The following is a 24509-nucleotide window of genomic DNA, read 5'->3' on the forward strand; positions in this document are numbered from 1 at the left end:
CTTCAGAAGTTGAGGGCGTGCGTCGCCGTGGCTCCGCCGTCCGCGACGAACTCGGCACCCGTGCAGTACGCGCTCTCGTCGCTGGCCAGGAACAACACCAGCTTGGCGATGTCCTCCGGCTGCCCGACCCGCTTCAGGGCGACCTTCTTCCCGACGTACGACATGTCGACTTTCTGGCCGCCCGCCGCGGTCTCGACCATCTTGGTGTCGATCGCGCCGGGGTGCACCGAGTTGACGCGGATGTGCTTCTTGCCGAGCTCCATCGCCGCGACCTTGGTCATGCCGCGGATCGCGAACTTGCTCGCGGTGTAGGCGACGAGGTAGGGCATCCCGGCCAGACCCTCCACAGAGGACACGTTGACGATGGAGCCACCGCCGGCGGCGGTCATCGGTTCAACGACCGAGCGCATGCCGAGAAACGCCCCGATCTGGTTCACCCGGATCACGCGTTCGTAATCGGCGAGCGTGGTCTGCGCCAGCTCCGAGAAGTGCAGGATGCCGGCGTTGTTGACCAGCACGTTCGGCGCGCCGAACTCCGTGGTGGCGCGCTCGACCGCGGCGGCCCAGCCGTCCTCGTCGCCGACGTCGAGGTGCTGGTAGACGGCCTGCTCGCCGAGCTCGGCGGCCAGCTGCTTGCCCTCGTCGTCCAGGATGTCGGCGATCACCACCCGCGCGCCTTCGGCGACGAACGCCCGCGCGGCGGCCTCGCCCTGCCCGCGCGCGGAGCCGGTGATCAGGGCGATCTTCCCGTCCAGCCTCATGACTCTCCCAGGATCTCGGTGGCGGCGAACATCCGGGCGGGATCCCGCTCGGCGAAAAAGGCGCTGAGCGACGTCTCGAGCTCGTCGAGCCGCCAGCGCCGCTCGATCCGCGGCGCTTCGACCAGCGCGACCGTGCCGCCGTGCACGACGAACACCTGGCCGTTGACGTGCTCGGCCGCCGGCGAGGCGAGGTAGGCGACGAACGGGGCGACGTGCTCGACCGAGAGCGGATCGGCGCCGTCGGCCGGAGCGGCGCCGAACACGCCCTCGGTCATCGCCGTTCGCGCGCGCGGGCAGATCGCGTTGGCGCGGACGCCGTACTTGGCCAGGCCGCGGGCGGCCGACATGGTGAGCGCGGTGATGCCCGCCTTGGCCGCGGCGTAGTTGGGCTGGCCGGGCGCGCCGAGGAGGAACGCCTCGGACGCCGTGTTCACCAGCCGGCCGTACACCGGCGCACCGTCTGCTTTGGACTTGTCGCGCCAGTGCTTCGCGGCGTTGCGGGACAACAGGAAGTGGCCGCGCAGGTGGACGCGGAGCACGGTGTCCCAGTCGTCGTCGGACATCGAAAACAGCATCTTGTCGCGCAGCACGCCCGCGTTGTTGACCACGATGTCGAGCCCGCCGAGGTCGAGCGCGGCCTCGGTGAGCGCGTCGGCCGTCGCCCGGTCGCCGACGTCGCCGGCGACCGCGACGGCCTTGCCGCCGGCCGCTTCGATCTCGGCGACGACGTCCTTCGGCTCGCCGATGTCGTTGACGACGACCGTGGCGCCCTGCCCGGCCAAGGCGAGCGCCTCGGCCCGGCCCAGTCCCGCGGCGGCGCCCGTGACGATCGCCGTCCTGCCGGTCAAGCTCACCGCGGACCTCCTCGTCGAGTCCTGGATGTCGGGCCTACAGTAGAATCTGTTCTTGTTCAGGGCAAGCCCCTGAGTGAACAGTGCTAACCACTGATGAACAGGGCATTCTTCGGGCAGGCTTTGACCGCGGCCGAAACGCGTTCTACCTGGTCGTCGGGCACCGGACCCGACTGGATCACCAGTTCTTCCTCGTCGTCGAGGTCGAAGACGTCCGGGGCGAGCCCCACGCACACCGCGTTCGCCTCGCACAGCAGCCGGTCGACGCCGATCTCCATGCTTCCTCCGCCGCTCGAGCCCTGGTACAACTAGAACAGGTTCTACTGTAACGCCGGGAGCCGGTACGGCACCACAACGAGCCGGACCGGGTGGAGGTGACGGGTGCGGATCGACTACACGCCGGAGCAGCGCGCGCTGGCTGCCGAGCTTCGGGAGTACTTCGCCGAGCTGATGACGCCCGAGCGCCGGGAAGGCCTCCGCTCGGGCGGCGGCGAGTACGGCGACGGCTTGGCGTACAAGGAGATCGTGCGGCAGCTGGGCAAGGACGGCTGGCTCGCGCTGGGCTGGCCACCCGGGTACGGCGGGCAGGGCAGGCCGATGCTCGACCAGCTCGTCTTCACCGACGAAGCGGCCGTCGCCGGGGTGCCGGTCCCGTTCCTCACGGTGAACACCGTCGGCCCGACCATCATGCGCTACGGCACCGAAGAACAGAAGGCGTTCTACCTGCCGAAGATCGCCGCCGGCGAGCTGCACTTCTCGATCGGCTACTCCGAACCGGAGGCCGGCACCGACCTGGCTTCGCTGCGGACCCGCGCCGAACGCGACGGCGACGAGTACGTCGTCACCGGCCAGAAGATGTGGACGAGCCTGATCGAGTACGCCGACTACGTCTGGCTCGCGGTCCGGACCGATCCTTCGGCGAAGAAGCACCGCGGCCTGTCGATCCTCATCGTGCCGACGTCGGCGGACGGTTTCTCCTGGACCAAGGTGCACACCGTGGCCGGGCCGGGGACCAGCGCGACCTACTACGACGGCGTGCGCGTGCCGGTGTCGGCGCGGGTCGCCGAGGAGAACGCGGGCTGGCCGCTGATCACCAACCAGCTCAACCACGAGCGCGTCGCACTGACGTCGGCGGCACCGATCCGCAAGGCACTGGACGACGTGCTGGCGTGGGCGAAGGAAACCGGCGCCATCGACCACGAATGGGTGCGGCTGCACCTGGCGCGGGTGCACGCAGGCGCGGAGTACCTGAAGCTGCGGAACTGGCGGATCGCCTGGGCGGCCGCGGCCAGCGAGCTCGGCCCGGCCGAGGCGTCGGCGACGAAGGTGTTCGGCACGGAGTTCGCGATCGAGGCCTACCGGCTGCTGATGGAGGTGCTCGGCGCGGCCGCCGTCGTCCGCGAAGGCTCGCCGGGTGCGCTGCTGGCCGGGCGGATCGAGCGGCTGCACCGGTCGGCGCTGATCCTCACCTTCGGCGGCGGCACCAACGAGATCCAGCGGGACATGATCGCCGCCACCGCACTCGGCCTGCCCGTCACGCGCTAGGAGCGTCCCAGTCAGGAGAAGACATGGACTTCACCCCTTCCGAAGCGTCGGCCGACCTCGCCGCGCTGACCCGGCGGCTGCTGGCGGACAAGGCCACCCACGACCCGCACGGCACCGGCGGCTTCGACCCGGCGGCGTGGACGGCACTCGGCCAGGCGGGCGTGCTGGACGCGGCCCTGCCGTCGTCGCTCGGCGGTGGCGGGTTCGGGCTGCTCGAGCAGTGCGCGGTGCTGACCGAGATCGGCCGCGCGGTGGCGGCGGTCCCCTATCTGTCGTCGATCACGATGGCGGCGTCGGCGCTGGCGGAGTTCGGCACGCCCGAGCTCGTCGACCGCTGGGTGCTGCCGGTGCTGCGCGGCGAGCGTGTTCTCGCGGTGGCGCTGTCCGGGTTCACGGCCGCGGACGGCCGGGTGTCCGGTGCGCGGACGGCGGTGCCGTCCGGCGCGTTCGCGCACGGGTTCCTGGTGGCGGCGTCCGGCGAGGTGTTCCTGGTCGACGCGGCGGCGCCGGGGGTCACGGTGCGGCCGCAGCAGACGGTCGACCACGCGGACGCTGCTCTGCTTTCGCTGTCCGAAGTGCCGGGGGTGCCGCTGGGCGACATCGGCGAGTGGCTGCGCCTGCGCGGGACGGCCGGGGTGTGCGCGCAGCAGCTCGGCGTGCTCGAGCGGGCACTGGAGCTGACCGCGGCGTACGCGGCCGAGCGGAAGCAGTTCGACCACGTCATCGGCGGGTTCCAGGCGGTGCGCCAGCGCCTGGCGGACGCGTACGTGGACGTCGAAGCGGTCCGCCTGACGACGCTGCAGGCGGCGTGGCAGCTGGCCTCGGGCGTCCCGGCCGCCGAAGCGGTGGCGACGGCGAAGTTCTGGGCGGCGGAAGCGGGCCACCGGGTCGCCCACACGGCGGTGCACGTCCACGGCGGCGTCGGCATCGACGTCGACCACGTGGTGCACCGGTACTTCGCGGCGGCGAAGCGCCTGGAGTTCGAGCTCGGCCCGGCCACCCACCAGCTCCTGACCCTGGGCGACCTCCTCACGCGCGAACCCTGACGGTCGGCTGGCGTACCCGGACAGTCGGCTCGCGTACCGGGACGGTCGGTTCACCGGCCGACCCTCCAGGTACGCAAACCGACCCTCCGGGCACGGCAGGTCGCCGGTGCGCCGGGCCGGCAGCGCACGCTCAGTCCTGCGGGTTGATCGCGCGCAGCCGGCGCGGGCCGGTGTCGGGCCGGGACGGCGGCGCTCCCAGCACCAGGCGGGCGTTGGCGACGAAGGCGCCGTCCGGCGAGGCCAGGATCGGGTCCAGCACCAGCGACCGCACCTCCGGGTTGTCCTCGGCCAGTGCGGCCACGCGCAGCACCATGTCCTGCAGCGCGGCGAGGTCGGCGGGCTCGTCGCCGCGGTAGCCGGTGAGCAGCGGCGCCGTCCGCGGCTCCCGCAGCAGCGTCGCGGCGTCGACGTCGGTGACCGGCACGGCCCGGTAGGCGCGGTCGCCGAGCAGCGTGCTGACCAGCCCGGACAGCCCGAACGACACGAGCGTGCCGAACGACGGGTCGTCCTGCAGCCCGATCACGCACGACAGGCCCTTGGGCGCCATCCGCTGGACGTACACCTCGTCGTCGCCGGAGATCTCGCGCAACGTCTCGTAGGCCGTCCGCACCGAGTCCTCGGACGCCAGGTCGAGCCGCACCCCGGCCAGGTCGGGACGGCCGCGCAGCCGCTCGTCGACCGCCTTCAGCGTCACCGGGTAGCCCAGCTCGCCCGCCGCCGCCACCGCCTCGTCCACAGTGGACACGATGCGGAAGGGCACCACGTCGATGCCGTAGCAGTTCAGCAGCCGCACGACTTCGGCGTCCGAGAGCAACGTCGTCTTGCCGCTGTCGGCCTCCAGTACCTCGCGCACGATGCCCTGCGCCTGCTCGGTGTGGATCCCTTGTGGTCGCACCAGCGTGCCCTGCGGGCGTTGCCGCCACGCCGCGTACCGCACAACCCTGGCGAGGGCGTTCACCGCGCGTTCGGGGCTCGGGTACGACGGGATCGACCCCCGCGTCGGCACGCCGTCGCCGGACAGCACCGCCAGTTCGTCCGGCACGCCTTCGGCGGCGAGGAACGTCGAGACGATCGGCTTGCGCTCGCCCAGTTCGACGACGGTCTCCCGCAGAGCCCGCGCGTACGCGGTGCCGGGGATGGCGATCGGCGGCGCGAACACGACGACGAGCGCGTCGGTCTCCGGCGAAGTGAGGGCCTCGCGGACCGCCTTGGCGAACTCTTCCGGCCCGGCCTGCGGGCCGACGTCCACCGGGTCCGAGGCCAGCCGCAGGCCCTGCATCCGCGCGGTGTCGGCGGCCAGGAGCCCGATCGCGCTGGAGTTGCCGACGATGCCGACCCGCGGCCCGGCGGGCAGCGGCTGGTGGGCGAACACGAGCGCGGTGTCGAACAGCTGCGCCAGCGACTCCACCCGCACGACGCCCGCGTGCTCGAACAGCGCCTGGACGCTGGCCTCGTCGATCTCCGTCGACGTCGCCGCCAGCTGCGGCCGGACGGCGTGCCGTCCCGACTTGACCGCGACGATCGGCTTCGTCCGGGCGAGCCGGCGGGCCAGCCGCGCGAACTTGCGCGGGTTGCCGAAGGACTCGAGGTACAGCAGCACCAGATCGGTGTCCGGGTCGGTTTCCCAGTACTGGAGCAGGTCGTTGCCCGAGACGTCGGCGCGGTTGCCCGCCGAGACGAACGTCGACAGCCCGAGCCCCCGCGCCTCGGCGTCGGCGAGGATCGCGGTGCCCAGCGCGCCGGACTGGCAGAAGAAGCCGGTGCGACCCCGGCCGGGCAGCCGCGGCGCGAGCGTGGCGTTCAGCCGGATGCCGGGCGCGGTGTTCAGCACGCCGAGCGCGTTCGGCCCGACCACGCGCATGCCGTGCGCCCGTGCCTCCCCGACCAGCCGCAGCTCGGCGTGCAGGCCGTGCAGGCCGGCTTCGGCGAACCCGCTGGACAGGATCAGCAGCGTCTTCACGCCCTTGGCCAGGCAAGCGTCCAAAACGGACTCGACGGCCTCGGCGGGCACCGCGACGACGGCCAGGTCGACCGGGTCCGGGATGTCGAGCACCGACGGGTACGCGCGGACGCCCCGGATGGCGTGGTGCTCCGGGTTGACCGGGTAGACGGTGCCGGTGAACGCGGCGGCCAGCAGGTTCACGAAGGCGACGTGGCCGACCTTGCCCGGCTCGGCGGACGCCCCGATCACCGCGACCGACCGGGGGTGCAGCAGGTTGTGCACGCTGCGGGCCTCGGCCGCCTGCTCGCGCGAGCGCGCGACGGCGAGGGACTCCTCGGTCGGGTCGATGTCGAACTCCAGGTGCAGCACGCCTTCCTCGAACTCGCGGTTGACCTGGTACCCGGCGTCGCGGAAGACGCGCACCATGGCGGCGTTCTCGGCGAGCACCTCGGCGACGAACCGGCGCAGCCCGCACTCCGCCGCGGCCGCCGCGAGGTGCTCCAGCAGGATCGAGCCGAGCCCGCGGCCCTGGTGGACGTCGCTGACGACGAAGGCCACCTCAGCCGACGGCCCGTGGTCGAGCCGTTCGTACCGGCCGACGGCCACGATGTCGTCGCCCAGGAACGCGGCGAACGCGACCCGGTCGTGGTGGTCGACCGTGGAGAAGCGCTTCAGGTCCTTTTCCGGGATCCGCGGGTAGGCGCCGAAGTAGCGGAAGTAGCGGGTGCGCTCGGAGAGCTTCGCGTGGAAGGCGACGAGGCCACCGGCGTCGGTGGGCACGATCGGGCGCAGGTGGACGGTGCCGCCGTCGGACAGCACGACGTCGGCCTCCCAGTCACGGGGGTAGTCGAAGGGGTCCCGGCCGGCCATCGTCAGTCCCGGGGGTCGTCGGGGTCGAGGCCGTGCAGCGGGAAGACGGCGCGGCGCGTGTCCCGGACGGCGATGTCGACGGGGTCGTCCTCGCCGTCGCCCCACGGTTTGAACTCCGTGTCGCGGTCGTCGGTCATCGCGAGCGGCAGTTCGGCGTGCGGCGCGGCCTTGCTCACCGTCGAGACCCAGCCGGGCGGCAGTGGCGTCGAGGGGTCGACGTCCCGGTCGAGGACGGTGGCGATCAGGTGCGTCCACGACCGCGGCACGACCCGGATCAGCTGGTAGCCCCCGCCGCCGACGGCGATCCACTTCCCGCCGGCGTAGGTCTCCGCGAGGTCGCGGAGGGTGGCGTAGATGGTGCGGTGCCCGTCGACGCTGAGCGAGAGGTCGGCGAGGGGATCTTCTTCGTGCGAGTCGACACCGCACTGAGTGAACAGCAGCTGCGGTTCGAAGTCGGCGAGGAGGGACGGAACGACGGCGTTGAAGGCCCGCAGCCAGCCGGGGTCCCGGGTGCGCGGCGGCAGCGGGACGTTGACGGCGGTGCCCTCGGCCTTCCCGCGGCCGGTCTCGGCGGAGTAGCCGGTGCCGGGCCAGAGCGTGAAGGGGTGCTGGTGCATCGAGATGGTGAGGACACGGGGGTCGTCGTAGAAGGCGGCCTGGACGCCGTCGCCGTGGTGGACGTCGGTGTCGATGTAGGCGATGCGGTCGAAGCCGTGGTCGAGCAGCCAGGAGATGGCGACGGCGCAGTCGTTGTAGACGCAGAAGCCGGCCGCCTGGTCACGCATGGCGTGGTGCAGGCCCCCGGCGATGTTGACGGCACGGCGGGCCTCGCCTTCGGCGACCTTCCGCGCGGCGAGCAGCGTCGACCCGACGACGAGGGCGGAGGCGTCGTGCATGTCGGAGAAGACGGGGTTGTCCGAGGTTCCGAGCCCGTGTCCGACATCCCACCCGACGAGCGGCGCGTCCCGCACGGCGGCGAGGTATTCGGGGGCGTGGATCCGGAGGAGTTCTTCGTCCCCGGCGCCGCCCGGGACGAGCAGTTCGACGCCGGAGAGCACGCCGAGTTCGGTGGCCAGCCGGACGGTGAGCTCCAGCCGGACGGGATTGAAGGGGTGATCCCCACCCAGGTCGTAACCCAGCAGGGCACGGTCCCAAACAACGGCCGGCGACATACCGTCCGACTCTAGTGCCGATCGGGTGGATCCGTGGACTGGAAAAGCTCCGGTCCGGTTCGCTCCGCCGGTGCACCTCGCCGATCACGGCGGCCCCGGCACCCCGGTGCTCCTGCTCCACGGCGGCGGCCGCGGGGGCCGTGAGCTCGCCGAGCCGCCCGGGACGCCACTCGCCACCGGGCGGTCCGTGCGGGGAACCGCGAGCCGCCCTCGTCAGCCTGGCAGGTGGCCCGTCGCCGCCGGGCGGTTCGGGTCTCGCGACCAGTGGGACCACGAACCCGCGTACAGGCCCGCTCCCGGGTGGCCCGCCAGCTCCAGGGCGAGTACTACCGAACTCGCCGTCACTCCCGATCCGCAGTACGCGCCGACCGGCTCGCCCGGGCGCAGGCCCAGGTCCGCGAACCTCTCCGCCAGCTCGGCCGGCGCTCGCCAGTGGCCGTCGGCACCGATGTGCGCCGAAAACGGGGCGTTGACCGCTCCCGGGATGTGGCCTGCCCGGGGATCCACCGGCTCCGTCTCGCCCGCGTACCGCGGGGTGGCGCGGGCGTCGAGGAGGAGACCGTCACGGGCCAGGGCGGCCGCCTCGTCCGCGTCGAGCACCGGCATGGCGCCGGGGCGGACCATGATGTCGCCCGGTGCCGGGTGCACCTCTTCCGTGCTCACCGGGTGGCCCTCGGCCGTCCACGCCGCGTAACCGCCGTCGAGGACCGCCACCTCTTCGTGGCCCGCCCAGCGCAGCAGCCACCACGCCCGCGCCGCCACCGAGCCGTCCGCGTCGTCGTAGGCCACCACCGGTACCCCCGTGCGGAGGCCGGCCGCGCGCAGGTCGCGCTGCAGGTCGGCCGGGTCGGGTAGGGGGTGCCTGCCGCCCTCGCCCGGCTCGCCGGCGAGCACGCTGCCGAGGTCGGTGAACACCGCGCCGGGCAGGTGGCCCTCGCGGTAGGACTCGGCGCCGGGCGGGCCGGCGAGCCGCCAGCGGACGTCGAGGACCACGGGGCGGTCCCCGGCCGGGCCGCCCAATGCGGCGGCGAGGTCGGTGGTGCTGATCAGCGGACGCATGCCTCCCATCTTCCAGCGGCCGCCCGCCCGGGCGCGCCGGGGTGCGGACATATCCCCCACCGGCGAGTTGTTACCCCCGAGGGCCGCCGCCGTTGCCGGGGTCAACGACTACGATGAGCAACGCGGACGAAGGGGACAGCGTGAACGATCTCATCGACACCACCGAGATGTACTTGCGTACCATCTACGAGCTCGAAGAAGAAGGGGTCGTTCCGCTGCGCGCCCGCATCGCCGAGCGCCTGCAGCAGAGCGGCCCGACCGTGAGCCAGACCGTCGCCCGGATGGAGCGTGACGGGCTGGTCGTGGTCGCCGACGACCGGCACCTCCAGCTGACCGACCACGGCCGGGAGCTGGCCATCGCCGTGATGCGCAAGCACCGCCTCGCCGAACGCCTCCTCGTCGACGTGATCGGGCTCGAGTGGGAGCACGTGCACAACGAGGCGTGCCGGTGGGAGCACGTGATGAGCGAGGCCGTCGAGCGCAAGCTGGTCAAGCTGCTCGACCACCCGACCACCTCCCCGTACGGCAACCCGATCCCCGGCCTGGACAAGCTGGGCGACGGCGAACCCGCGCCACCCGCGGAGGCCGACCTGGTCCGGCTCGACGAGTTCGCCCGCACCGGCGGCGGCCGCGTCGAGATCCGGCGCATCGCCGAGCACGTCCAGCTGGACGAGTCGCTGATGACCGAGCTCAAGTCCGTCGGCATCGTGCCGGGCGGCACGGTCACCGTCGGCAAGGCCAACGGCAGCACCATCGAGGTCACCGGCGGCGACACCACCGCCCAGGTCGCCAGCTCCGCGCTGCACGCCGTCCTGGCGCAGGCCCGATGAGCCCCGCTTCGGACGCCGTGGCGGCGTTCCGCACGGTCCACGGCACCGCGCCGGCCGGCGTGTGGTCGGCGCCCGGCCGCGTCAACCTGATCGGCGAGCACACCGACTACAACGACGGCTTCGTGCTGCCGTTCGCCCTGCCGCACCGGCTGGCCGTGGCGGCGTCACCCCGCGCGGACGGCGTGCTGTCCGTGGCCACCCTGGGCGACGACGGCCAGCTCCAGCGCTCCGGCGAGCTCAAGATCGCCGACCTGGCGCCGGGCACCGTCGACGGGTGGGCCGCGTACCCGGCCGGGGTCGCCTGGGTGCTGCGCGACCAGGGCTTCGCGAACGGAGCCGACCTGGTCATCGCCGGGGACGTGCCGTCGGGGGCGGGCCTGTCCTCCTCCCACGCGCTCGAATGCGCGGTGTCGCTGGCGCTGCTCGGGCTGGCCGGCCTGGAGCTGGACGGCAGCCGGGACGACGTCCCGACGCGGCCCGAGGTCGCGCGCTGGGTGCAGCGGTCGGAGAACGACTTCGTCGGCGCCCCGACCGGACTGCTCGACCAGACCGCGTCCCTCTGCTGCACCGAGTCCCACGTGCTGTTCCTCGACGTGCGCTCGGGCGAGCAGGAGCAGGTGCCGTTCGGTCTCGCCGAGGCCGGGCTGCAGGTGCTGATCATGGACACCCGCACCAAGCACTCGCACGCCGAAGGCGGGTACGGCGAGCGGCGCCGCGGCACCGAGCGGGCGGCCGAGCTGCTCGGGGTGAAGGCGCTGCGCGACATCACCGTCGAAGGTCTCTCCGACGCCCTCGACCGGCTGCCGGCGGACCTGGCGCCGCTGGTGCGGCACGTCGTCACCGAAAACCAGCGGGTGCTCGAGACGGTCGAGCTGCTGCGCGCCGGGCGGCTGGCCGACATCGGGCCGTACCTCGACGCCTCGCACGTCAGCATGCGCGACGACTACCGGATCTCCACGGCCGAGCTGGACCTCGCGGTCGACTCGGCGCGGGCGGCCGGCGCGCTCGGCTCGCGGATGACCGGCGGCGGCTTCGGCGGCTCGGCGATCGCGCTGGTCCGCGACGCCGACCTGGAGCGGGTCAAGGAGGCCGTCGAGACGGCCTACGAAAAGGCCGGCTACCGGCGGCCGCGGATGTTCACGGCGGTGCCCTCCCGCGGCGCCGGCCGCGACGAGCTCTGACGTCGCGCGGGTCCGCACGGGGCAACCCCCGCGCGGACCCGCGCGTCGACGAGGGGGAAGACTGTGAGCCACAGTCACCCTCGGCAGGAAGGCCTGGATGTGTCGGAGCAGAGCAACGCCCTGAAGCTGGTCGTGACGGGCGGAGCCGGGTACGTCGGAAGTGTCTGCGCCGCCCGGCTGGTCGAAGCCGGCCACCAGGTCACCGTCGTCGACGACCTGTCCACCGGGCACGCCGACGCCGTCCACCCGGATGCGCGGTTCATCGAGGGCGACGCCGCCGAGGTGGCGGGCAGCCTGCTGCGCGAGGGCTTCGACGGCGTGCTGCACTTCGCGGCCAAGTCGCTGGTGGGCGAGTCGATGACGGAGCCGGCGAAGTACTGGGAAGGCAACGTCGTCACCTCGCTGCGGCTGCTTGAGGCCATGCAGGAGCACGGCACGCCCCGCCTGGTGTTCTCCTCGACGGCGGCGACCTACGGCGAGCCGGAGCAGTCGCCGATCCCGGAGACGGCACCGACCCGGCCGACCAACACCTACGGCGCCACGAAGCTCGCCATCGACGCCGCGATCACCAGCTTCGCCGTCGCGCACGGCTTGGCGGCGGTGAGCCTGCGCTACTTCAACGTCGCGGGCGCGTACGGCGCCTTCGGGGAGCGCCACACCACGGAAACCCATCTCATCCCCCTCGTTCTCCAGGTCGCCACGGGCGACCGCGAGCGCATCCAGATCTTCGGTGACGACTACCCGACACCGGACCACACGGCGGTACGCGACTACATCCACGTCGTGGACCTCGCGGACGCGCACCTGCTGGCCCTCAAGCACGCCACGGCGGGCGAGCACCGCATCTACAACCTCGGCAACGGCACCGGGTTCTCCGTTCTCGAGGTGATCGAGGCCTGCCGCGAGGTCACCGGCCACCCGGTCCCGGCCGCGGTGGCCCCACGCCGGGCGGGCGACCCGTCGGTGCTGGTGGCGGCCAGCGACCGGGCACGCGAGGAGCTGGGCTGGAAGCCGGAGCGGACCGAGTTGGCCGAGATCGTCCGCGACGCCTGGGAGTTCACCCAGTCCCGACGCGGCTGACGCCGCACTGACCGGCGGGCTGTGGCTCGGTGCCTTGGCCCGCCGGGCGGGTCGAGGCCTGCCGCGAGGTCGCCGAGCACCCGGTACCCGGCCGCGGTGGCCCTGCGCCTGACGGGCGGCCCCGCTTGGCCCGATGCGGCCGGCGAGCTGCGGCTCTGTGCCTTCGCCCGCCGGCCGGGCGGATCGAGGCCTGCCGCACGGTCGCCGAGCACCCGGCCGCGGTCGCCCCACGCTGGGCGGGCGACCCGCCAGCACCCGAGGCGGCCGACGAGCTGTGGCTCGGCCCGCCGGGCAAATCGAGACCTGCCGCGAAGTCACCGGCCACCCGGCCCCGGCGGCGGTGGCCTGGCGTCTGACGGACGACCCCGCTTGGCCCGATGCGGCCGGCGAGCTGTGGCTCTACGCCTGATCACGACTGAACTCACTCCCGACCGTGCGGAAATGGACGACACGCGTGACTGGGAAGTCGACACACGTGACTGAAGGGTCGACACGGCTGCGGGTGGCTATGCGGGCCCGCCGCCGATGCGGAGCTCGTTGCCCTCGGGGTCGCGGTAGAGGAGCTTGCGTCGCCGTTGCCTCGCCCGCCGGGCGGGTCGAGGACTGCCGCGCGGACACTCGGTGACGGGACGAACGCTGCTGCCCCGGCCAGGCGGGCCGCTTCCGCACCATCCGGCCACGGAGTCCACAGTGGACCAAGACCGACCGACCCGGCAGGCAGGCAGCAATCCCGGGCCTCACGCTGCTTGGCCTTTGTCGAAATCCGCCGGTTCCAGGCCGAAGCCGGGGCGGGGGCCTGCTGCCGCTGCTGCCAGGCCGTGGATCACCTCTGGTGGTGTTCCGCTGTCCAGCACCCTTTTCAACAGCGACGCCAGCACGTGATCCGGTGCTGCTTCCAGGGCGTTGTCCAGTGCCATGCCCGCGAATGCTCCGTCACCTCGCAGGTACGCCGTGAAGCCCAGCAGGGCCGCCGGTTCGGCTCGGTGCGGGGGTGGGATCTCGCGGACCAGCGTCAGCCAGAGGTGCTCGGCTTCCCGTGCCGACGTCGTGCCCGGGGGTACCGCCATCGCCAGGCACAGGTCGCGGATGTCGGGCAGCTGCAACGCGCTCGCCAGCAGAACCGCTTCCTCGTCCGTCGGTGGGCCGTCGCCCCGGCGACCGCGGTCGAACGCCGCGCGGACCACCGAAGCCGCTTCGTCGACGCACGTTGCGTCGGGCCAGGGTGGGGATGTCAAGCGGCACAGCTGCTCCGCGCGGCGAGCGAGCGCCTCCGGGGAACGCGGGGCCAGCAGCGCCTCGAGCTCCTCGCGGGTGTCGAACGCCACCGTGCCGCACTCGGTCGCGGCCGCCGCCACGACCGTCGAGCGGGGGTCCGGCAAGGCGCCGCCGCATTCCTCGCTGCGGTAACACGCCCAAGGTGCGCCCGTCCTGATCGTGGGTGTCCACAGGGCGTGCAGCACCGGGAGGCCGAACTCCCCCAGCTCTCGGACCAGTTCGCCGACGAAAGCCGCGTGCGGCGGGGGCTTTCCGGGTCTTCGCCGTCCGCCGACGATCACCAGGGTGACGCCGACGTGGTCACCCGCGGCGAACCGTGAGGCCATCGCCCGCGCCTGGTGGGCCCGGTGTTCCCGGCGGGGCAGGTCGCCGCGCAGCACCAGACCCGGGCAGTCGCCCGGGTACCGGTGGCCGAGCAGGACGACGGACTTCGCGGGCCGGAACCCGATCAGGTACGGGAGCGCGGCCAGCAGCTGCGCGGGGTTTCGGAGGTCGACCGGCGTCCGGCCGGCCGGGGTGGCTGTGGTCATGCCTCCACGATGGGGCAGGACGGGGCCGGATGGGGCGGTGGCGGGAAATCTGTGGATCGAGGGGGCCGATGTGGACGGAAACCGCCCGGCGGCGGCCGGGCGGGACGTTCCTGTCGGTGGGGCGGGCTATGCTGCCCGGCCCCACCGGCCGGAACTGACCCCGGCCCGGGGCGGAGCCCCGGGTGTCACAGGCTCAGCCGCAGTGCTCGAACCCGCTCTCGTAGGTGTTGTCACCCACCGAGCCGCCCCACTTCACGCAGGTCGAGTCGGCGGTCTTCGTGACCGGCCCGGCGTAGTAGGTGAAGCTGCCGGAATCGGTCACCCGGGCCGAACCCTCGACCTCGAGGAACGCCGAAACCGGGCTCGCCGTGCCGAGCGACGTGGCCTTCATCGTGGTCACGCAGTTCGCCTTGGTGGAAGCGTTGTACAGCAGGTAAGCCGTGCCCGAGGAGTTGGCCAGCGCCTGCTGGTCCACGACGGAGAAGCCGTCGCCGCACACCTCGTCGGCGGAGTACGGGTTACCGCCGCAGCCGTTCTTGCTCGTGAAGGCGGTGTGGCCGTAGTACGGCACCGCGACACCGTTCAGCTTCGCCTTCTGCACCGCGCCGTTGAGGATCTGCTCGAAGTGCAGGTGCGGCCCGGTGACGCCGCCGGTCGCCCCGGCCTTGCCGATCTGCTTGCCCGCGGCCACGGACGTCCCGACGGAGACTTCCTGCGCCGACAGGTGCGCGTAGCGGGTCTTCCAGCCGCCGCCGTGGTCGACCTCGATCCACTTGCCGTAGCTGGTGGCGCCCTTGTCTTCCACCCGGGTGACGGTGCCGGCCGCCGAGGTGAGCACCGGCATGCCGGTGATGCCGTCCTTCTGGAAGTCGACCGAGTAGGCGGGGCTGTGGCCGCTGAACGTCGCGGCGGTCACGGTGACCCCGCACTTGAACGGCACCTGGAAGTTGGGCGCGGCCGAAGCCGTCGTCTGACCGGCGAGCGTGAGGCCGAGCGCGGGGAGCGCCGCGGCGGCGGCGAGCAGGGCGAGCCGTCGCAACCTGGACATGGGGAAACCTCCTGACAAACGGGACAACTTGACACCACGAAGACAAGCCCGCGTCGGTACATTTTCTGTACAAGCACCCGCGGAGGACTGCCGAAATGACGACCCGACCAGCCGCGTTCCCGCGGCTCCAAGGCTGGTTGCGCTGGGCGTTCGTCGCGGTGCCGCTCGTCGCCGCCATGCCCCGGGCGGACACGCCCGCCTGGTTCGTGATCGGGTTCACCCTCGCGCTGTCGATCCCGGTGCTGTGGCTCCACGACGCCGGCACCGGGCCGCTGACGGCGGTGCTCGCGCTCACCTTGATCGCCGGCACGGGCACGCTCTGGGTGCTGCTGCCGGACAGCTGGGCGTCGGTGGCCATGTTCAGCACCACGTCCTTCGTGGTCCTGAAGCAGTCCACGGCGCCGATCGTGCTGGCGGTCGCGCTCGCCGCCGGCGTGATCACGAGCTGGGCGGCCCGCCACGGCCTGTGGGACGACGCTCTGTCGACGTACGCGGTCCTCGCCGTGATCGTGCTGGCGGGGCTGAACCGGCGGGCCCGCCACGCCCGCATCGAGCAGACCGAGCTCGCGCTGGCCCGCGCGCAGACCGCCAACGAGGAGCACGCCCGCGCGGCCGCGCTCGCCGAACGCGCCCGGATCGCCCGCGAGCTGCACGACGTCCTGGCGCATTCGCTGGCCGGGCTGGCACTGAACCTGCAGGGCGCGCGGCTGATGCTGGTGCGCGACGGGGCGAGCCCGGACGCCGTCGCCCAGATCGAACGGGCGCAGACGCTGGCGTCGGAAGGCCTCGCCGAAGCCCGGAAGGCCGTGGCCGCGCTGCGCGAAGACGCCGTCGGCGTCGAACGCGCGATCGCGGACCTCCTCGCCGCGTACCGGTTGGACAGCGGGGCGCGCGCGGACCTGAAGGTCGAAGGCGAGCCGCGCGAACTCGGCCCGGCCGTCGGCACCGCGCTGGTCCGCGCGGTGCAGGAAGCACTGGCCAACACCCGCAAACACGCGGCGCACGCCGAGGTGGACGTCACGCTGGACTACGGCGGCGGCTCGGTGGAGCTGACCGTGGCCGACCGGCAGGGCAGGCGCCCGCCGGACGCGCCGGCCGCAGGCTACGGTTTGCGCGGGATGGGCGAACGGGTCGCGTTGCTCGACGGGCGCCTGGAGAGCGGGCCGGGGGAGGACGGATGGCGGATTCACCTGACGGTGCCGGCGTGACGCTGCGCGTCGTGCTGGCCGACGACCAGGCGGTGGTCCGGGAAGGCCTGGTCACGCTGCTCGGGCTGCTGCCCGGGATCGAGGTGGTCGGCGCCGCCGCCGACGGCCTGGCCGCGCTCGAGCTCGTCGCTGCACGCCACCCCGACGTCGTGCTGGTGGACCTGCGGATGCCGCACTGCGACGGCGTGGAGACCACCGAGCGGATCCGCGCCGAGCACCCCGGTACCGAAGTCGTCGTGCTGACCACCTACGCCGACGACGAGTCGCTGCTGGCCGCGCTGCGTGCCGGGGCCCGCGGCTTCCTCACCAAGGACGCCGACGCCGAGTCCATCGCGCGGGCACTGCGCTCGGCCGCCGCCGGGCAGTCCACAGTGGACGGAGAGCTGCAGCGGCGGCTCGTCGAAGCCGCCGCCCGCGGCACCCCGTCCCGCGTCACGGCGGTCGAAGGCCTGACCGCCCGCGAGATCGAGGTGCTGCGGCTGATCGCGGCGGGCCTGTCGAACACCGAAATCGCCCGCACCCTGGTGGTGAGCGAGGCGACCGTGAAGACCCACGTGAACCACCTGTTCGCCAAGGCCCGGCTGCGCGACCGCGCGCAGGCGGTCGCGTTCGCCTACCGGGCGGGCATCGCCGGCTGACCCCTCACGGCGCGGGCGGGATGTTCGCGTTGTGGTGGAACACGTTCCGCGGGTCGTAGGCCGCCTTGATCCGGGCCAGCCGCTCGTACTTCCCGGAACCGTACGACGTCCGGACGCGGTCGGCTTCGTACTCGGCCATGAAGTTCACGTAGCCCGCCGAGTTGGACGAGACCGGCACCAGCGCTTCCCAGAACTCCCGTACCCACGCGCGGTCCGCGGCGAACGGCTCCGGCTCGGCCGCGAGCGAATCGATGTTGATCAGGATGCTCTCCCGACGCGGGCCGCCGAACGCCGTCGCGTCGTCGGCGACCTCGGTGAAGGCCCCGCGCATGGCGAAGATCGGCATGATCGACAGCGGGGAGGTCTTGCGCGGCAGGAAGCCGGCGATCACCTCGATGACCTCGTCGGTGAAGCCGTCGGCGTAGGCGGCCTTCTCGTACGCCAGGATGCCCCACGGCGCCGCGTCGTCGAGCATCCGCTGCAGCTCGACGTACGGGATCGGCGAAACGAACTGGAACAGCGGAGCCGGCCCGGATCGCGCCGCCCGGGCCGCCTCGGCGTGCTGCTCCTCCCCGTCGAAACCGGCGATCAGCAGGGCGTAGCCCGGCTGGAACCGGAACAGCTCCGGCACGAACGGCGCGGGCGGCGCGTTCAGCCCGGCGACGAGCACCCCCATGTCGGCCGGCAGCGTCCGGAGCAGCTCGCGGGCGTGGCGCAACGCCGCCACGCCGTCGTCGAGGCCGTAGAAGAACAGTCCCAGGTGGACGATCGGGCCGACCGGGTGCAGCCGGAACTCGAACTCGGTGACGACGCCAAAGTTGCCGCCGCCCCCGCGCAGCGCCCAGAACAGGTCGGGGTGCTCCTCGGCGGACACGCGCAGGATCTCGCCGCCGGCGGTGACGAGCTCGGCCGAGAGCAGGTTGTCGCAGGACAGGCCGTGCTTGCCGGTGAGCCAGCCGAAGCCGCCGCCGAGGGTCAGCCCGCCGACGCCGGTGTGGCTGATCGTGCCGCCGGGGACCGCGAGCGCGTGCTCCTGCGTGGCCGCGTCGAGCTGCGCCCACGTCGTCCCGCCGCCGCACCGGGCGGTCCGCCGGTCCGGGTCGACGCTGATCGCGTCGAGCGAGCTCAGATCGAGGCAGAGACCACCGTCGACGACCGCGGCGCCGCCGTAGTTGTGCCCGCCTCCACGCACCGAGACGTCGAGCCCGGCTTCGCGCGCGTACGCGAGCGCTGTCGCCACATCCGCGGGCCCGGCGGGCCGCACCACCACCGCGGGGCGGCGGTCGATCTCCCCGTTCCAGACCGACCGGGCGACGTCGTAGCCGGGGTCGCCGTCGGTCAGCACGGCTCCGGACAGCTGGGTGCGCAGGCTCTCCGAGGTGGGTTCGGCGGTCGAGGTCATCGCGGTCCTCTCGCAGCGGGCAGAACGCCGGTAAGTCGCCTGACCTGCGACGATCGTTACATTCAGTGATCGTCGGTGCGCAGCGTGACCAGCCGCTGGTCGTCCGGAACCCGGGGTCAGCCGAACGCGGCCCGCAGCGCCGGCTTGCCGCCCGTGACCGGGAGCGTGACCGACGTCCTCGTCAGGTCGAGCGCGAGTCCCGCGCCCGGCTTCGGCCGCAGTGTGTAGTCGTGGTCGCTGGAGGCGAGCAGGAACTCCAGCCGGTGGTCCGCCGCGAGGACGTAGTCCTTCGGCATCAGGTCGACGCCGATCCGGTAGGTCCGGCCCGGCGTGACCGGCTCGGTGCGGGCGGGCGACGTGCGGTTCTGCGGGTCGGTCCAGCCGCGGGTGATCACGCGGGACGTGCCGTCGGGGGCGCGGTCGAGCAGGATGGCCGAGACGTTCGCCGCGGGCCGGTCGAACGCCAGCGCCAGGTCGGCGCGGGCCGTGCCGGAGAGACGTACGGCCTGCTTCGCCGCCGAAGTCGCGTACAGCAGGCGGTTGCCGGACGACGCGAGGCCGGCCAGCTGCTCGATCGTCTTCGACGAGTCGTCGGCGAGGGTTTCGGCGGCCGCGGTGCCCGGCACCGGGTTGCGCGTGTCGATCGCGCCCTTCGACCGGCCGCCGGGCCAGGGGTACACGCGGACGTCGGCGGTGCCCGGCGCCGGCCAGTCGGCCTCGTCGGTCCACGACTTGTCCTCGCGCTGGATCGTCGCCTTCGGCTCGTTCTGGATGCCGTTGTCGATGCCGTAGAGGTAGTGCGACATCCACTTGTTCAGCGTCGCCAGCCAGACGTCGCGCCGCAGCGAGTACGGGTCCGTGTGCCCGGCCTGGTGCAGCCAGATCTTGTGCTCGACGCCGCGGGCCTTGAGCGCCTCGTACCAGGTCGCGACCTGCTCGGTCTTGACGTTCCAGTCGTTGAGTCCGTGCACCGCGAGCACCGACGCGCGCACCTTGCCGACGTCGTTGCGGTAGTTGCGGACGTCCCAGAACGGCGTGTAGTCGCCGGTGACCCGGTCCTGGTCGCGGGTCAGCCCGTCGATCACCGGACGGCAGATCCGCCGGTCCTCGCGGGTGTAGACGTACTCGGCGAGCACGTCGGCGTCCTCGCCCTGGAACCCGCCTGCGGCGACCACGGCGCCGGCGCGGCGGTAGTACTCGTACCAGCTGGAGATCGCGGCGATCGGCACGATCGTCTCGAGCCCTTCGACGCCGGTGCTCGCGACGGCGTTGGGCAGCGTCCCGTTGTAGGACACGCCCATCATGCCGGTCTTGCCGGTGGTCCAGTCCGCCTTCGCCGCGGCGCCCGCGGCGTCGCGCGCCGGCGCGCGGCCGTTGAGCCAGTCGACGACCACGCGGGCGCCGATGGTCTCGTTGACGTCACCGGTGGTCGGGCAGCCGGTCGAGAACCCGGTGCCGAGCGATTCGCCGTACACCACGGCGAACCCGCGCGCGGTGAAGTAGTTCTGGTAGAGCCAGCCGATCGGGACGGCCGGGCCGACGCCGTGCGCGGGGACGCGCGGGCCTTCCGGGCCGCGGGCACCGCCGGGCGCGTACAGCTCGACGTCGACGTTGTGGTTGGCGACGTCGTTGCCGCCGGCGTAGTAGGGGCTGGCCTGGTAGACGACCGGCACCTTCAGGCCCTGCTGGGTCGCGCGCGGGCGCACGACCTGGGCGTGCACGAGGTCGTCGGCGCCGTCGTGGTCGCTGTCGACCGGCGCGGTGACCCAGACGTCTTCGCGGATGATGTCGGCCGGGTCGAACACCGGTTGCGCCTGGCCGCCGGTGAACACCGGCGACGGCGGGGCGGCGGCTTCCGCGGTGACCGTGGTCAGCGGTAGGGCGAGCACGGCGGCGAGCAGGACTGCGGCTTTCACTCAAACCCCCAAGCCGGGCGAAGCGGACGCCTGAAGACACTTCCGGTCCGCCCGCGGGGGTGTCAAGAGACTAACGTCGGAGGCATGCCGACCGTGGAAGCGCCGATCACCGCCGTGACCGTCTACCCGCAGCAGGCGCGGATCACCCGCCGGGGCAAGGCTCCGCTCGACGGCGGCCCGCGCCTCACTTTCGCCGGGCTGCCCCCGGCCCTCGACCCGGGCTCGGTGCGCGTCACCGGCACCGGGCCCGCGCTGATCACCGGCGTCGACGTGCGCACCGAGTGGCACGCCGCCCCGGCCGACGCGGCGTTGCAGGCGCTCGTCGAACAGCGGCGTGCCGGCCAAGCCACGCTCGACGGCGTCCTGGACGACGAAGCGGCCGAAACGATGAAGGTGGATCTGCTGACTTCGCTTGCGAAGCGCAGCGGTGGCAGCTTCGCGAAAGCGCTGGCCGCCGGCACCGCCGAACCTTCACGCGTCGCCGAAGTCACCGACGCGCTGAGTTCGCGGCTGGCGTCGGCGTTGAAGGCACGCCGGGTGCTGAGCGAGCGGATCGCCCGGCTGCGCGAGGACCTCGCGGCACTCGACCGGCGGATCGAAGCCCACGACACCCGGGCCGGCCGGGACAGCACCTCGGTGATCGTGGAGCTGGAGATTTCGGACCCGGCCGCGGAAGCCGAGCTGGAACTGTCCTATGTGGTCCCCGGCGCGAGCTGGGAACCGGGCTACGACATCCGGGTGCGCGACACCGCCGTCACCGTGCTGTCGTACGGGCTGGTCAGCCAGCACACGGGCGAGGACTGGCCGGAGTGCGAACTGGCGCTGTCAACGGCCCGGCCGGCGGTGTCGGTGGTGGTACCGGAACTGCAGCCGTGGTACCTGGACCGCGTCCGGCCCGTTCCGGCCGCGCCCGCCGCCGCGTACGGCGCAGCGGCCGGCGGGATCCCGGAAGGCATACGGCGGGAGTACAAGGCGTCGTCGGCTTCGGCGATGGACAACGCGCTCGCCTCGGTCGAGCAGGGCACGACGGCGGTCACCTACCGGCCTTCGCGGCCGGTCGCGGTGCCGTCGGGGGCTTCCGGCCATCGGACCACGTTGGCGCAGCTTTCGCTCACGGCCGACTTGGGGTACGTGACGGCGCCGGTGCTGGCCGAGGAGGCGTACTTGCGCGCCACGGTGGAGAACACTTCGGAGCAGGCCCTGCGGCCCGGACGTGCTTCGGTGTTCCACGACGCGGAGTTCGTCGGGACGACGGTGCTCCAGCCGTGGGCTCCCGGCGAAGAGCTGGAACTGGCCTTGGGCGTCGACGACCGCATCCGGGTCGAGCGGGAGCTGGTCCGCCGCACGGCATCGAAGGCCACGCTGTCCGGGCAGAAGCGGCGGGAGGCGGAGTACCGCATTTCGGTGGGCAACCACGGGCCGCGTCCCGCCGTCGTGACGGTGCTCGACCAGGCGCCGGTCTCCCGCGACGACACGATCACGGTGCGGGACGTGAAGAGGTCACCGGAGCCGGTGGAGACGTCGGCGCTGGGCGAGTTCACGTGGAAGCTGACGCTGGCGCCCGGGGAGACCAAGAACGTGACGCTGTCCTACCGCGTCGATGTCGCGAAGGGCGTGGAACTGTCGGGCTGGCGGGAGTAGCCGTCAAGCGCCCCAAGGTGGCCTTCGGTGCGTTGAACGCACCCAAGGCGGCCTTCGGTGCGTTGAACGCAACCAAGGCCACCTTGGGGCGCTTCGACGTCAGCCCTGCGAGATGTAGGCCTGCAGTTGTTCCTGGCTCTGCTCCAGCTGTTCCATCCGGTTCTTCACGACGTCCCCGATGGACACGATGCCGGCCAGGCGGCCGTCGGCCAGCACCGGCACGTGGCGGATGCGGCGTTCGGTCATCAGGACCGACAGCTGGTCCACCGAGTCGTCCGGGGTGCAGCTCGCCACCAGTTTCGTCATGATCTCCGACACCGGGCCGTCGAGCAGGGCCGGGCCGTGGTCGGTCAAGCGCCGGACGACGTCGCGTTCGGAGACGATGCCCGCGATGGAACCGTCCGGCGCGACGACCACCATCGCCCCGACGTTGTGTTCGGCCAGGCCGGCCAGCAGCGTGGTCACCGTCGTGTCGGGGGTGACCGTCGCGACTGCCGACCCCTTCTTGCGCAGCAGATCCGCAATCCGCATGGCGATCCTTCCCGTCGGTGAGCTGGATCACCACAGGTTAGGGCCCCTCGGCGCCCCGCGAAAGTCCGGCAAACGGGGCGTCTTCGTGGTATCGGTCCCGTTCAGCCCAGCCGCTCGGCCAGGCCGTCGAGTGCCAGCCGGATTCCGGCCGCGTAGTCGTCTTCGCCGAGGGCGTCCAGGCGCGCGCGGGCCAGCGCCAGCTGCTCGCGGGCCGCGGGCAGGTCGCCCAGTTTGCGGTAGTCCTCGCCCAGGTTGAGGTGCAGTGACGGGTAGAACCCGCGCACGGCCAGTGACGAGTGGTACTCCTGGGCTCGCGAGTCGGTCAGCGAATCGGCCGCGGCCAGCGCCCGCAGGTCCCACTCGAGCTCCTCGGCCGGGTCGTCGCAGACGTCGGCCATGTGGTGGGCGAGCGCGACGCGGTGCAGCGGGTCGCCGTCCTCGCCGATCGATTCCCACAGCGCCGTGAAGGTCGCGTACGCGCCGGCGCGGTCGCCGCCGATGTGCTGCCGCAGTCCGGCGTCGATCGACACCATCACGTCGTCGGTCATGCCACTCCTTCGTCCGCCAGTGCCCGAAGCCGGGCCAACCCGGGCTCGATCCGCTCGGCCGTGACCGCACCGTAACCGAAGACGAGCCCGTGCCGCCGCTCCCCCACCCCGAAGTCCCCCAGCGAGTACAGCCGTACGCCGCGGCGGCGGGCGGCGCGGACCAGCGGGCCGCAGTCCGCCGACGCGACCGCACTGAGGTGCAGGCCCGCCGTCGACGGCAGCGGAGTCAGGAAATCCGCGAAGTCCCGGGCGAGCACCGCGGAGAGGATCTCGTGCCGGGCGCGGTAGACCTTCCGCATCCGCCGGACGTGCCGGGCGAAGCCGCCTTCGGCCATGAACGCCGCCAGCGCCGCCTGCTCGACGTTCGGCGCGTGCCAGTCGGTGAGGTAGCGGGCCTTGACCAGTGCGGGTACCAGCGACGGCGGCGCGATGAGGAAACCCAGCCGCAGCGCGGGCGAAAGCACCTTCGAAAACGAGCCGACGTACACGACGCGACCCCGGGAATCCAAGCTGTGCAAGGGTTCCAGGGGCCGTCCGGTGTAGCGGAACTCGGTGTCGTAGTCGTCCTCGACGAGCACCGCGTCGTTCCGCTCGGCCCAGCCGAGCAGCTCCAGACGGCGGTCGAGCGACATCGCCAGGCCGAGCGGGTACTGGTGCGACGGCGTCACGTACACCAGCCGCGTCCCCGCCGGGATGGCGTCGACGACGATCCCGGACGCGTCCACCGGCACCGGCGCGACCCGGACCCCGCGGGCGCCGAGCACCAGCCGCGGCGGCGGGTACCCGGGGTCTTCGACGGCGGCGAGGTCGCCGTCCCGCAGCAGCACCCGCGCGACGAGGTCGGTGGTCTGCTGCGCGCCGGCGGTGACGACGACCTGCGCCGCGCTCGCGCGGACGTCCCGCGAAACGCCGGCGTGCCGGGCGATTTCGGTGCGCAGCTCGGCGTGGCCCTGGGGGTCGCCGTAGGTCATCAGGTCGGCCTGGCCGGCGCGCAGCCGCTGCGTGACCAGCCGCCGCCAGGTGTCGAACGGGAACAGCGAGAGGTCGGGGACGCCCGGCCGGAAGTCGAACTCCGGTGCCGGGGCGAAGGGCGCGGGCGGGCGCGGGACGGCGTCCCACTCGGGCAGCGGCCGCACCCCCGGAACGTCCGGCACCGGCTCGGGGGAAGCCGGCGAAGCCGTGACGAACGTGCCCGCGCCGACGCGCCCGGCGAGGAAGCCCTCGGCGGTGAGCCGGTCGTAGGCCGCGCTGACCGTCGTGCGGGAGACCGCCAGCCGCTGCGCGAGCTCGCGGGTGGGCGGCAACGCCTCGCCGGGCCGGATCCGGCCGGCCAGGATCGCCGCGCGGAGCTGCCGGTAGATCGCGTCGCGGTGGCCGCGCGTCCCGGTCAGGTCGATGTGGATCTCCACCGGGACCAGTCTAGATTGGCCCACGA

At 72.7% G+C, this 24509-nt stretch carries 21 protein-coding genes; 8 read left to right on the forward strand and 13 right to left on the reverse strand.

The window, feature by feature from the left end:
- Positions 1–2: 2 nt before the first annotated feature.
- The 3 genes from ACLJQE_RS30185 to ACLJQE_RS30195 all read right to left on the reverse strand — a co-directional run bounded on the left by ACLJQE_RS30185 (position 3) and on the right by ACLJQE_RS30195 (position 1890).
- Positions 3–761: a glucose 1-dehydrogenase gene (locus tag ACLJQE_RS30185; RefSeq protein ID WP_410642879.1), complete on the reverse strand. Its 759-nt coding sequence runs from the start codon at positions 759–761 to the stop codon at positions 3–5.
- Positions 758–1615 (reverse strand): 3-oxoacyl-ACP reductase, encoded by an 858-nt coding sequence (locus tag ACLJQE_RS30190; RefSeq protein WP_410642880.1) that lies wholly within the window; start codon positions 1613–1615, stop codon positions 758–760. Before ACLJQE_RS30190 ends, ACLJQE_RS30185 begins: the two co-directional genes overlap by 4 nt.
- 83 nt (positions 1616–1698) lie before the next feature.
- On the reverse strand, positions 1699–1890 hold the full coding sequence (locus tag ACLJQE_RS30195) for a ferredoxin (RefSeq protein ID WP_410642882.1): 192 nt from the start codon (positions 1888–1890) through the stop codon (positions 1699–1701).
- Positions 1891–1993: 103 nt separating this feature from the next.
- Here ACLJQE_RS30195 and ACLJQE_RS30200 point away from each other — a divergent pair, with 103 nt between their 5' ends.
- Together ACLJQE_RS30200 and ACLJQE_RS30205 are read left to right on the forward strand one after the other, a co-directional pair.
- Entirely contained in the window at positions 1994–3157 is a 1164-nt protein-coding gene (locus ACLJQE_RS30200; protein WP_410642883.1) for an acyl-CoA dehydrogenase family protein, read from the forward strand.
- Between the two features lie 23 nt (positions 3158–3180).
- Positions 3181–4203, forward strand: a complete 1023-nt coding sequence (locus tag ACLJQE_RS30205) for an acyl-CoA dehydrogenase family protein (protein WP_410642884.1) — start codon at positions 3181–3183, stop codon at positions 4201–4203.
- A 130-nt stretch (positions 4204–4333) separates the two neighbouring features.
- On the opposite strand, the gene ACLJQE_RS30210 is transcribed toward ACLJQE_RS30205, so the two are convergent.
- The 3 genes from ACLJQE_RS30210 to ACLJQE_RS30220 all read right to left on the reverse strand — a co-directional run bounded on the left by ACLJQE_RS30210 (position 4334) and on the right by ACLJQE_RS30220 (position 9246).
- On the reverse strand, positions 4334–7015 hold the full coding sequence (locus ACLJQE_RS30210) for a GNAT family N-acetyltransferase (protein WP_410642885.1): 2682 nt from the start codon (positions 7013–7015) through the stop codon (positions 4334–4336).
- Between the two features lie 2 nt (positions 7016–7017).
- The gene (locus tag ACLJQE_RS30215) at positions 7018–8187 is read right to left on the reverse strand and encodes an acetoin utilization protein AcuC (RefSeq protein WP_410642886.1); all 1170 of its coding nucleotides are present in this window, start codon (positions 8185–8187) and stop codon (positions 7018–7020) included.
- Between the two features lie 213 nt (positions 8188–8400).
- Entirely contained in the window at positions 8401–9246 is an 846-nt protein-coding gene (locus ACLJQE_RS30220; RefSeq protein WP_410642887.1) for a sulfurtransferase, read from the reverse strand.
- 113 nt (positions 9247–9359) lie between these two features.
- Here ACLJQE_RS30220 and ACLJQE_RS30225 point away from each other — a divergent pair, with 113 nt between their 5' ends.
- The 3 genes from ACLJQE_RS30225 to galE all read left to right on the forward strand — a co-directional run bounded on the left by ACLJQE_RS30225 (position 9360) and on the right by galE (position 12337).
- Positions 9360–10076: an iron dependent repressor, metal binding and dimerization domain protein gene (locus ACLJQE_RS30225; protein ID WP_410642888.1), complete on the forward strand. Its 717-nt coding sequence runs from the start codon at positions 9360–9362 to the stop codon at positions 10074–10076.
- Positions 10073–11257 carry a galactokinase gene (gene galK, locus ACLJQE_RS30230; protein ID WP_410642889.1) on the forward strand — a complete coding sequence of 395 codons (1185 nt, stop codon included), beginning with the start codon at positions 10073–10075 and terminating at the stop codon, positions 11255–11257. The genes ACLJQE_RS30225 and galK overlap by 4 nt, the downstream gene beginning before the upstream one ends.
- 99 nt (positions 11258–11356) lie before the next feature.
- Complete coding sequence (gene galE, locus ACLJQE_RS30235) at positions 11357–12337, forward strand: UDP-glucose 4-epimerase GalE (RefSeq protein WP_410642890.1); 981 nt, start codon at positions 11357–11359, stop codon at positions 12335–12337.
- A gap of 737 nt (positions 12338–13074) precedes the next feature.
- Here galE and ACLJQE_RS30240 read toward each other — a convergent pair.
- Both ACLJQE_RS30240 and ACLJQE_RS30245 read right to left on the reverse strand, forming a co-directional pair.
- Positions 13075–14142, reverse strand: coding sequence for a DUF4192 domain-containing protein (locus tag ACLJQE_RS30240; RefSeq protein WP_410642892.1), 1068 nt, complete (start codon positions 14140–14142; stop codon positions 13075–13077).
- A 193-nt stretch (positions 14143–14335) separates the two neighbouring features.
- Positions 14336–15190, reverse strand: coding sequence for a M23 family metallopeptidase (locus ACLJQE_RS30245; protein WP_410642893.1), 855 nt, complete (start codon positions 15188–15190; stop codon positions 14336–14338).
- A 95-nt stretch (positions 15191–15285) separates the two neighbouring features.
- Here ACLJQE_RS30245 and ACLJQE_RS30250 point away from each other — a divergent pair, with 95 nt between their 5' ends.
- Together ACLJQE_RS30250 and ACLJQE_RS30255 are read left to right on the forward strand one after the other, a co-directional pair.
- Complete coding sequence (locus ACLJQE_RS30250; protein ID WP_410642894.1) at positions 15286–16398, forward strand: sensor histidine kinase; 1113 nt, start codon at positions 15286–15288, stop codon at positions 16396–16398.
- On the forward strand, positions 16395–17036 hold the full coding sequence (locus tag ACLJQE_RS30255) for a response regulator (protein WP_410643145.1): 642 nt from the start codon (positions 16395–16397) through the stop codon (positions 17034–17036). Before ACLJQE_RS30250 ends, ACLJQE_RS30255 begins: the two co-directional genes overlap by 4 nt.
- 4 nt (positions 17037–17040) lie before the next feature.
- Here the strand turns inward: ACLJQE_RS30255 and ACLJQE_RS30260 are convergent, their stop codons facing one another.
- Both ACLJQE_RS30260 and ACLJQE_RS30265 read right to left on the reverse strand, forming a co-directional pair.
- Positions 17041–18438, reverse strand: a complete 1398-nt coding sequence (locus ACLJQE_RS30260; protein WP_410642895.1) for an FAD-binding oxidoreductase — start codon at positions 18436–18438, stop codon at positions 17041–17043.
- 116 nt (positions 18439–18554) lie between these two features.
- A complete protein-coding gene (locus ACLJQE_RS30265; protein ID WP_410642896.1) occupies positions 18555–20354 on the reverse strand; it encodes a Xaa-Pro dipeptidyl-peptidase in 1800 nt (599 codons plus the stop codon).
- Positions 20355–20438: 84 nt separating this feature from the next.
- Here ACLJQE_RS30265 and ACLJQE_RS30270 point away from each other — a divergent pair, with 84 nt between their 5' ends.
- On the forward strand, positions 20439–21995 hold the full coding sequence (locus ACLJQE_RS30270; protein WP_410642897.1) for a DUF4139 domain-containing protein: 1557 nt from the start codon (positions 20439–20441) through the stop codon (positions 21993–21995).
- A gap of 99 nt (positions 21996–22094) precedes the next feature.
- On the opposite strand, the gene ACLJQE_RS30275 is transcribed toward ACLJQE_RS30270, so the two are convergent.
- The 3 genes from ACLJQE_RS30275 to ACLJQE_RS30285 form a co-directional block, all read right to left on the reverse strand.
- Positions 22095–22526 (reverse strand): CBS domain-containing protein, encoded by a 432-nt coding sequence (locus tag ACLJQE_RS30275; protein WP_410642898.1) that lies wholly within the window; start codon positions 22524–22526, stop codon positions 22095–22097.
- Positions 22527–22627: 101 nt separating this feature from the next.
- Positions 22628–23074, reverse strand: coding sequence for a hypothetical protein (locus tag ACLJQE_RS30280; RefSeq protein ID WP_410642899.1), 447 nt, complete (start codon positions 23072–23074; stop codon positions 22628–22630).
- Positions 23071–24483 carry a PLP-dependent aminotransferase family protein gene (locus tag ACLJQE_RS30285; RefSeq protein ID WP_410642900.1) on the reverse strand — a complete coding sequence of 471 codons (1413 nt, stop codon included), beginning with the start codon at positions 24481–24483 and terminating at the stop codon, positions 23071–23073. Before ACLJQE_RS30285 ends, ACLJQE_RS30280 begins: the two co-directional genes overlap by 4 nt.
- Positions 24484–24509: the final 26 nt, after the last annotated feature.

Origin of the sequence: Amycolatopsis sp. lyj-346 (genome assembly GCF_046548975.1) — a bacterium.
Classification (GTDB): domain Bacteria; phylum Actinomycetota; class Actinomycetes; order Mycobacteriales; family Pseudonocardiaceae; genus Amycolatopsis.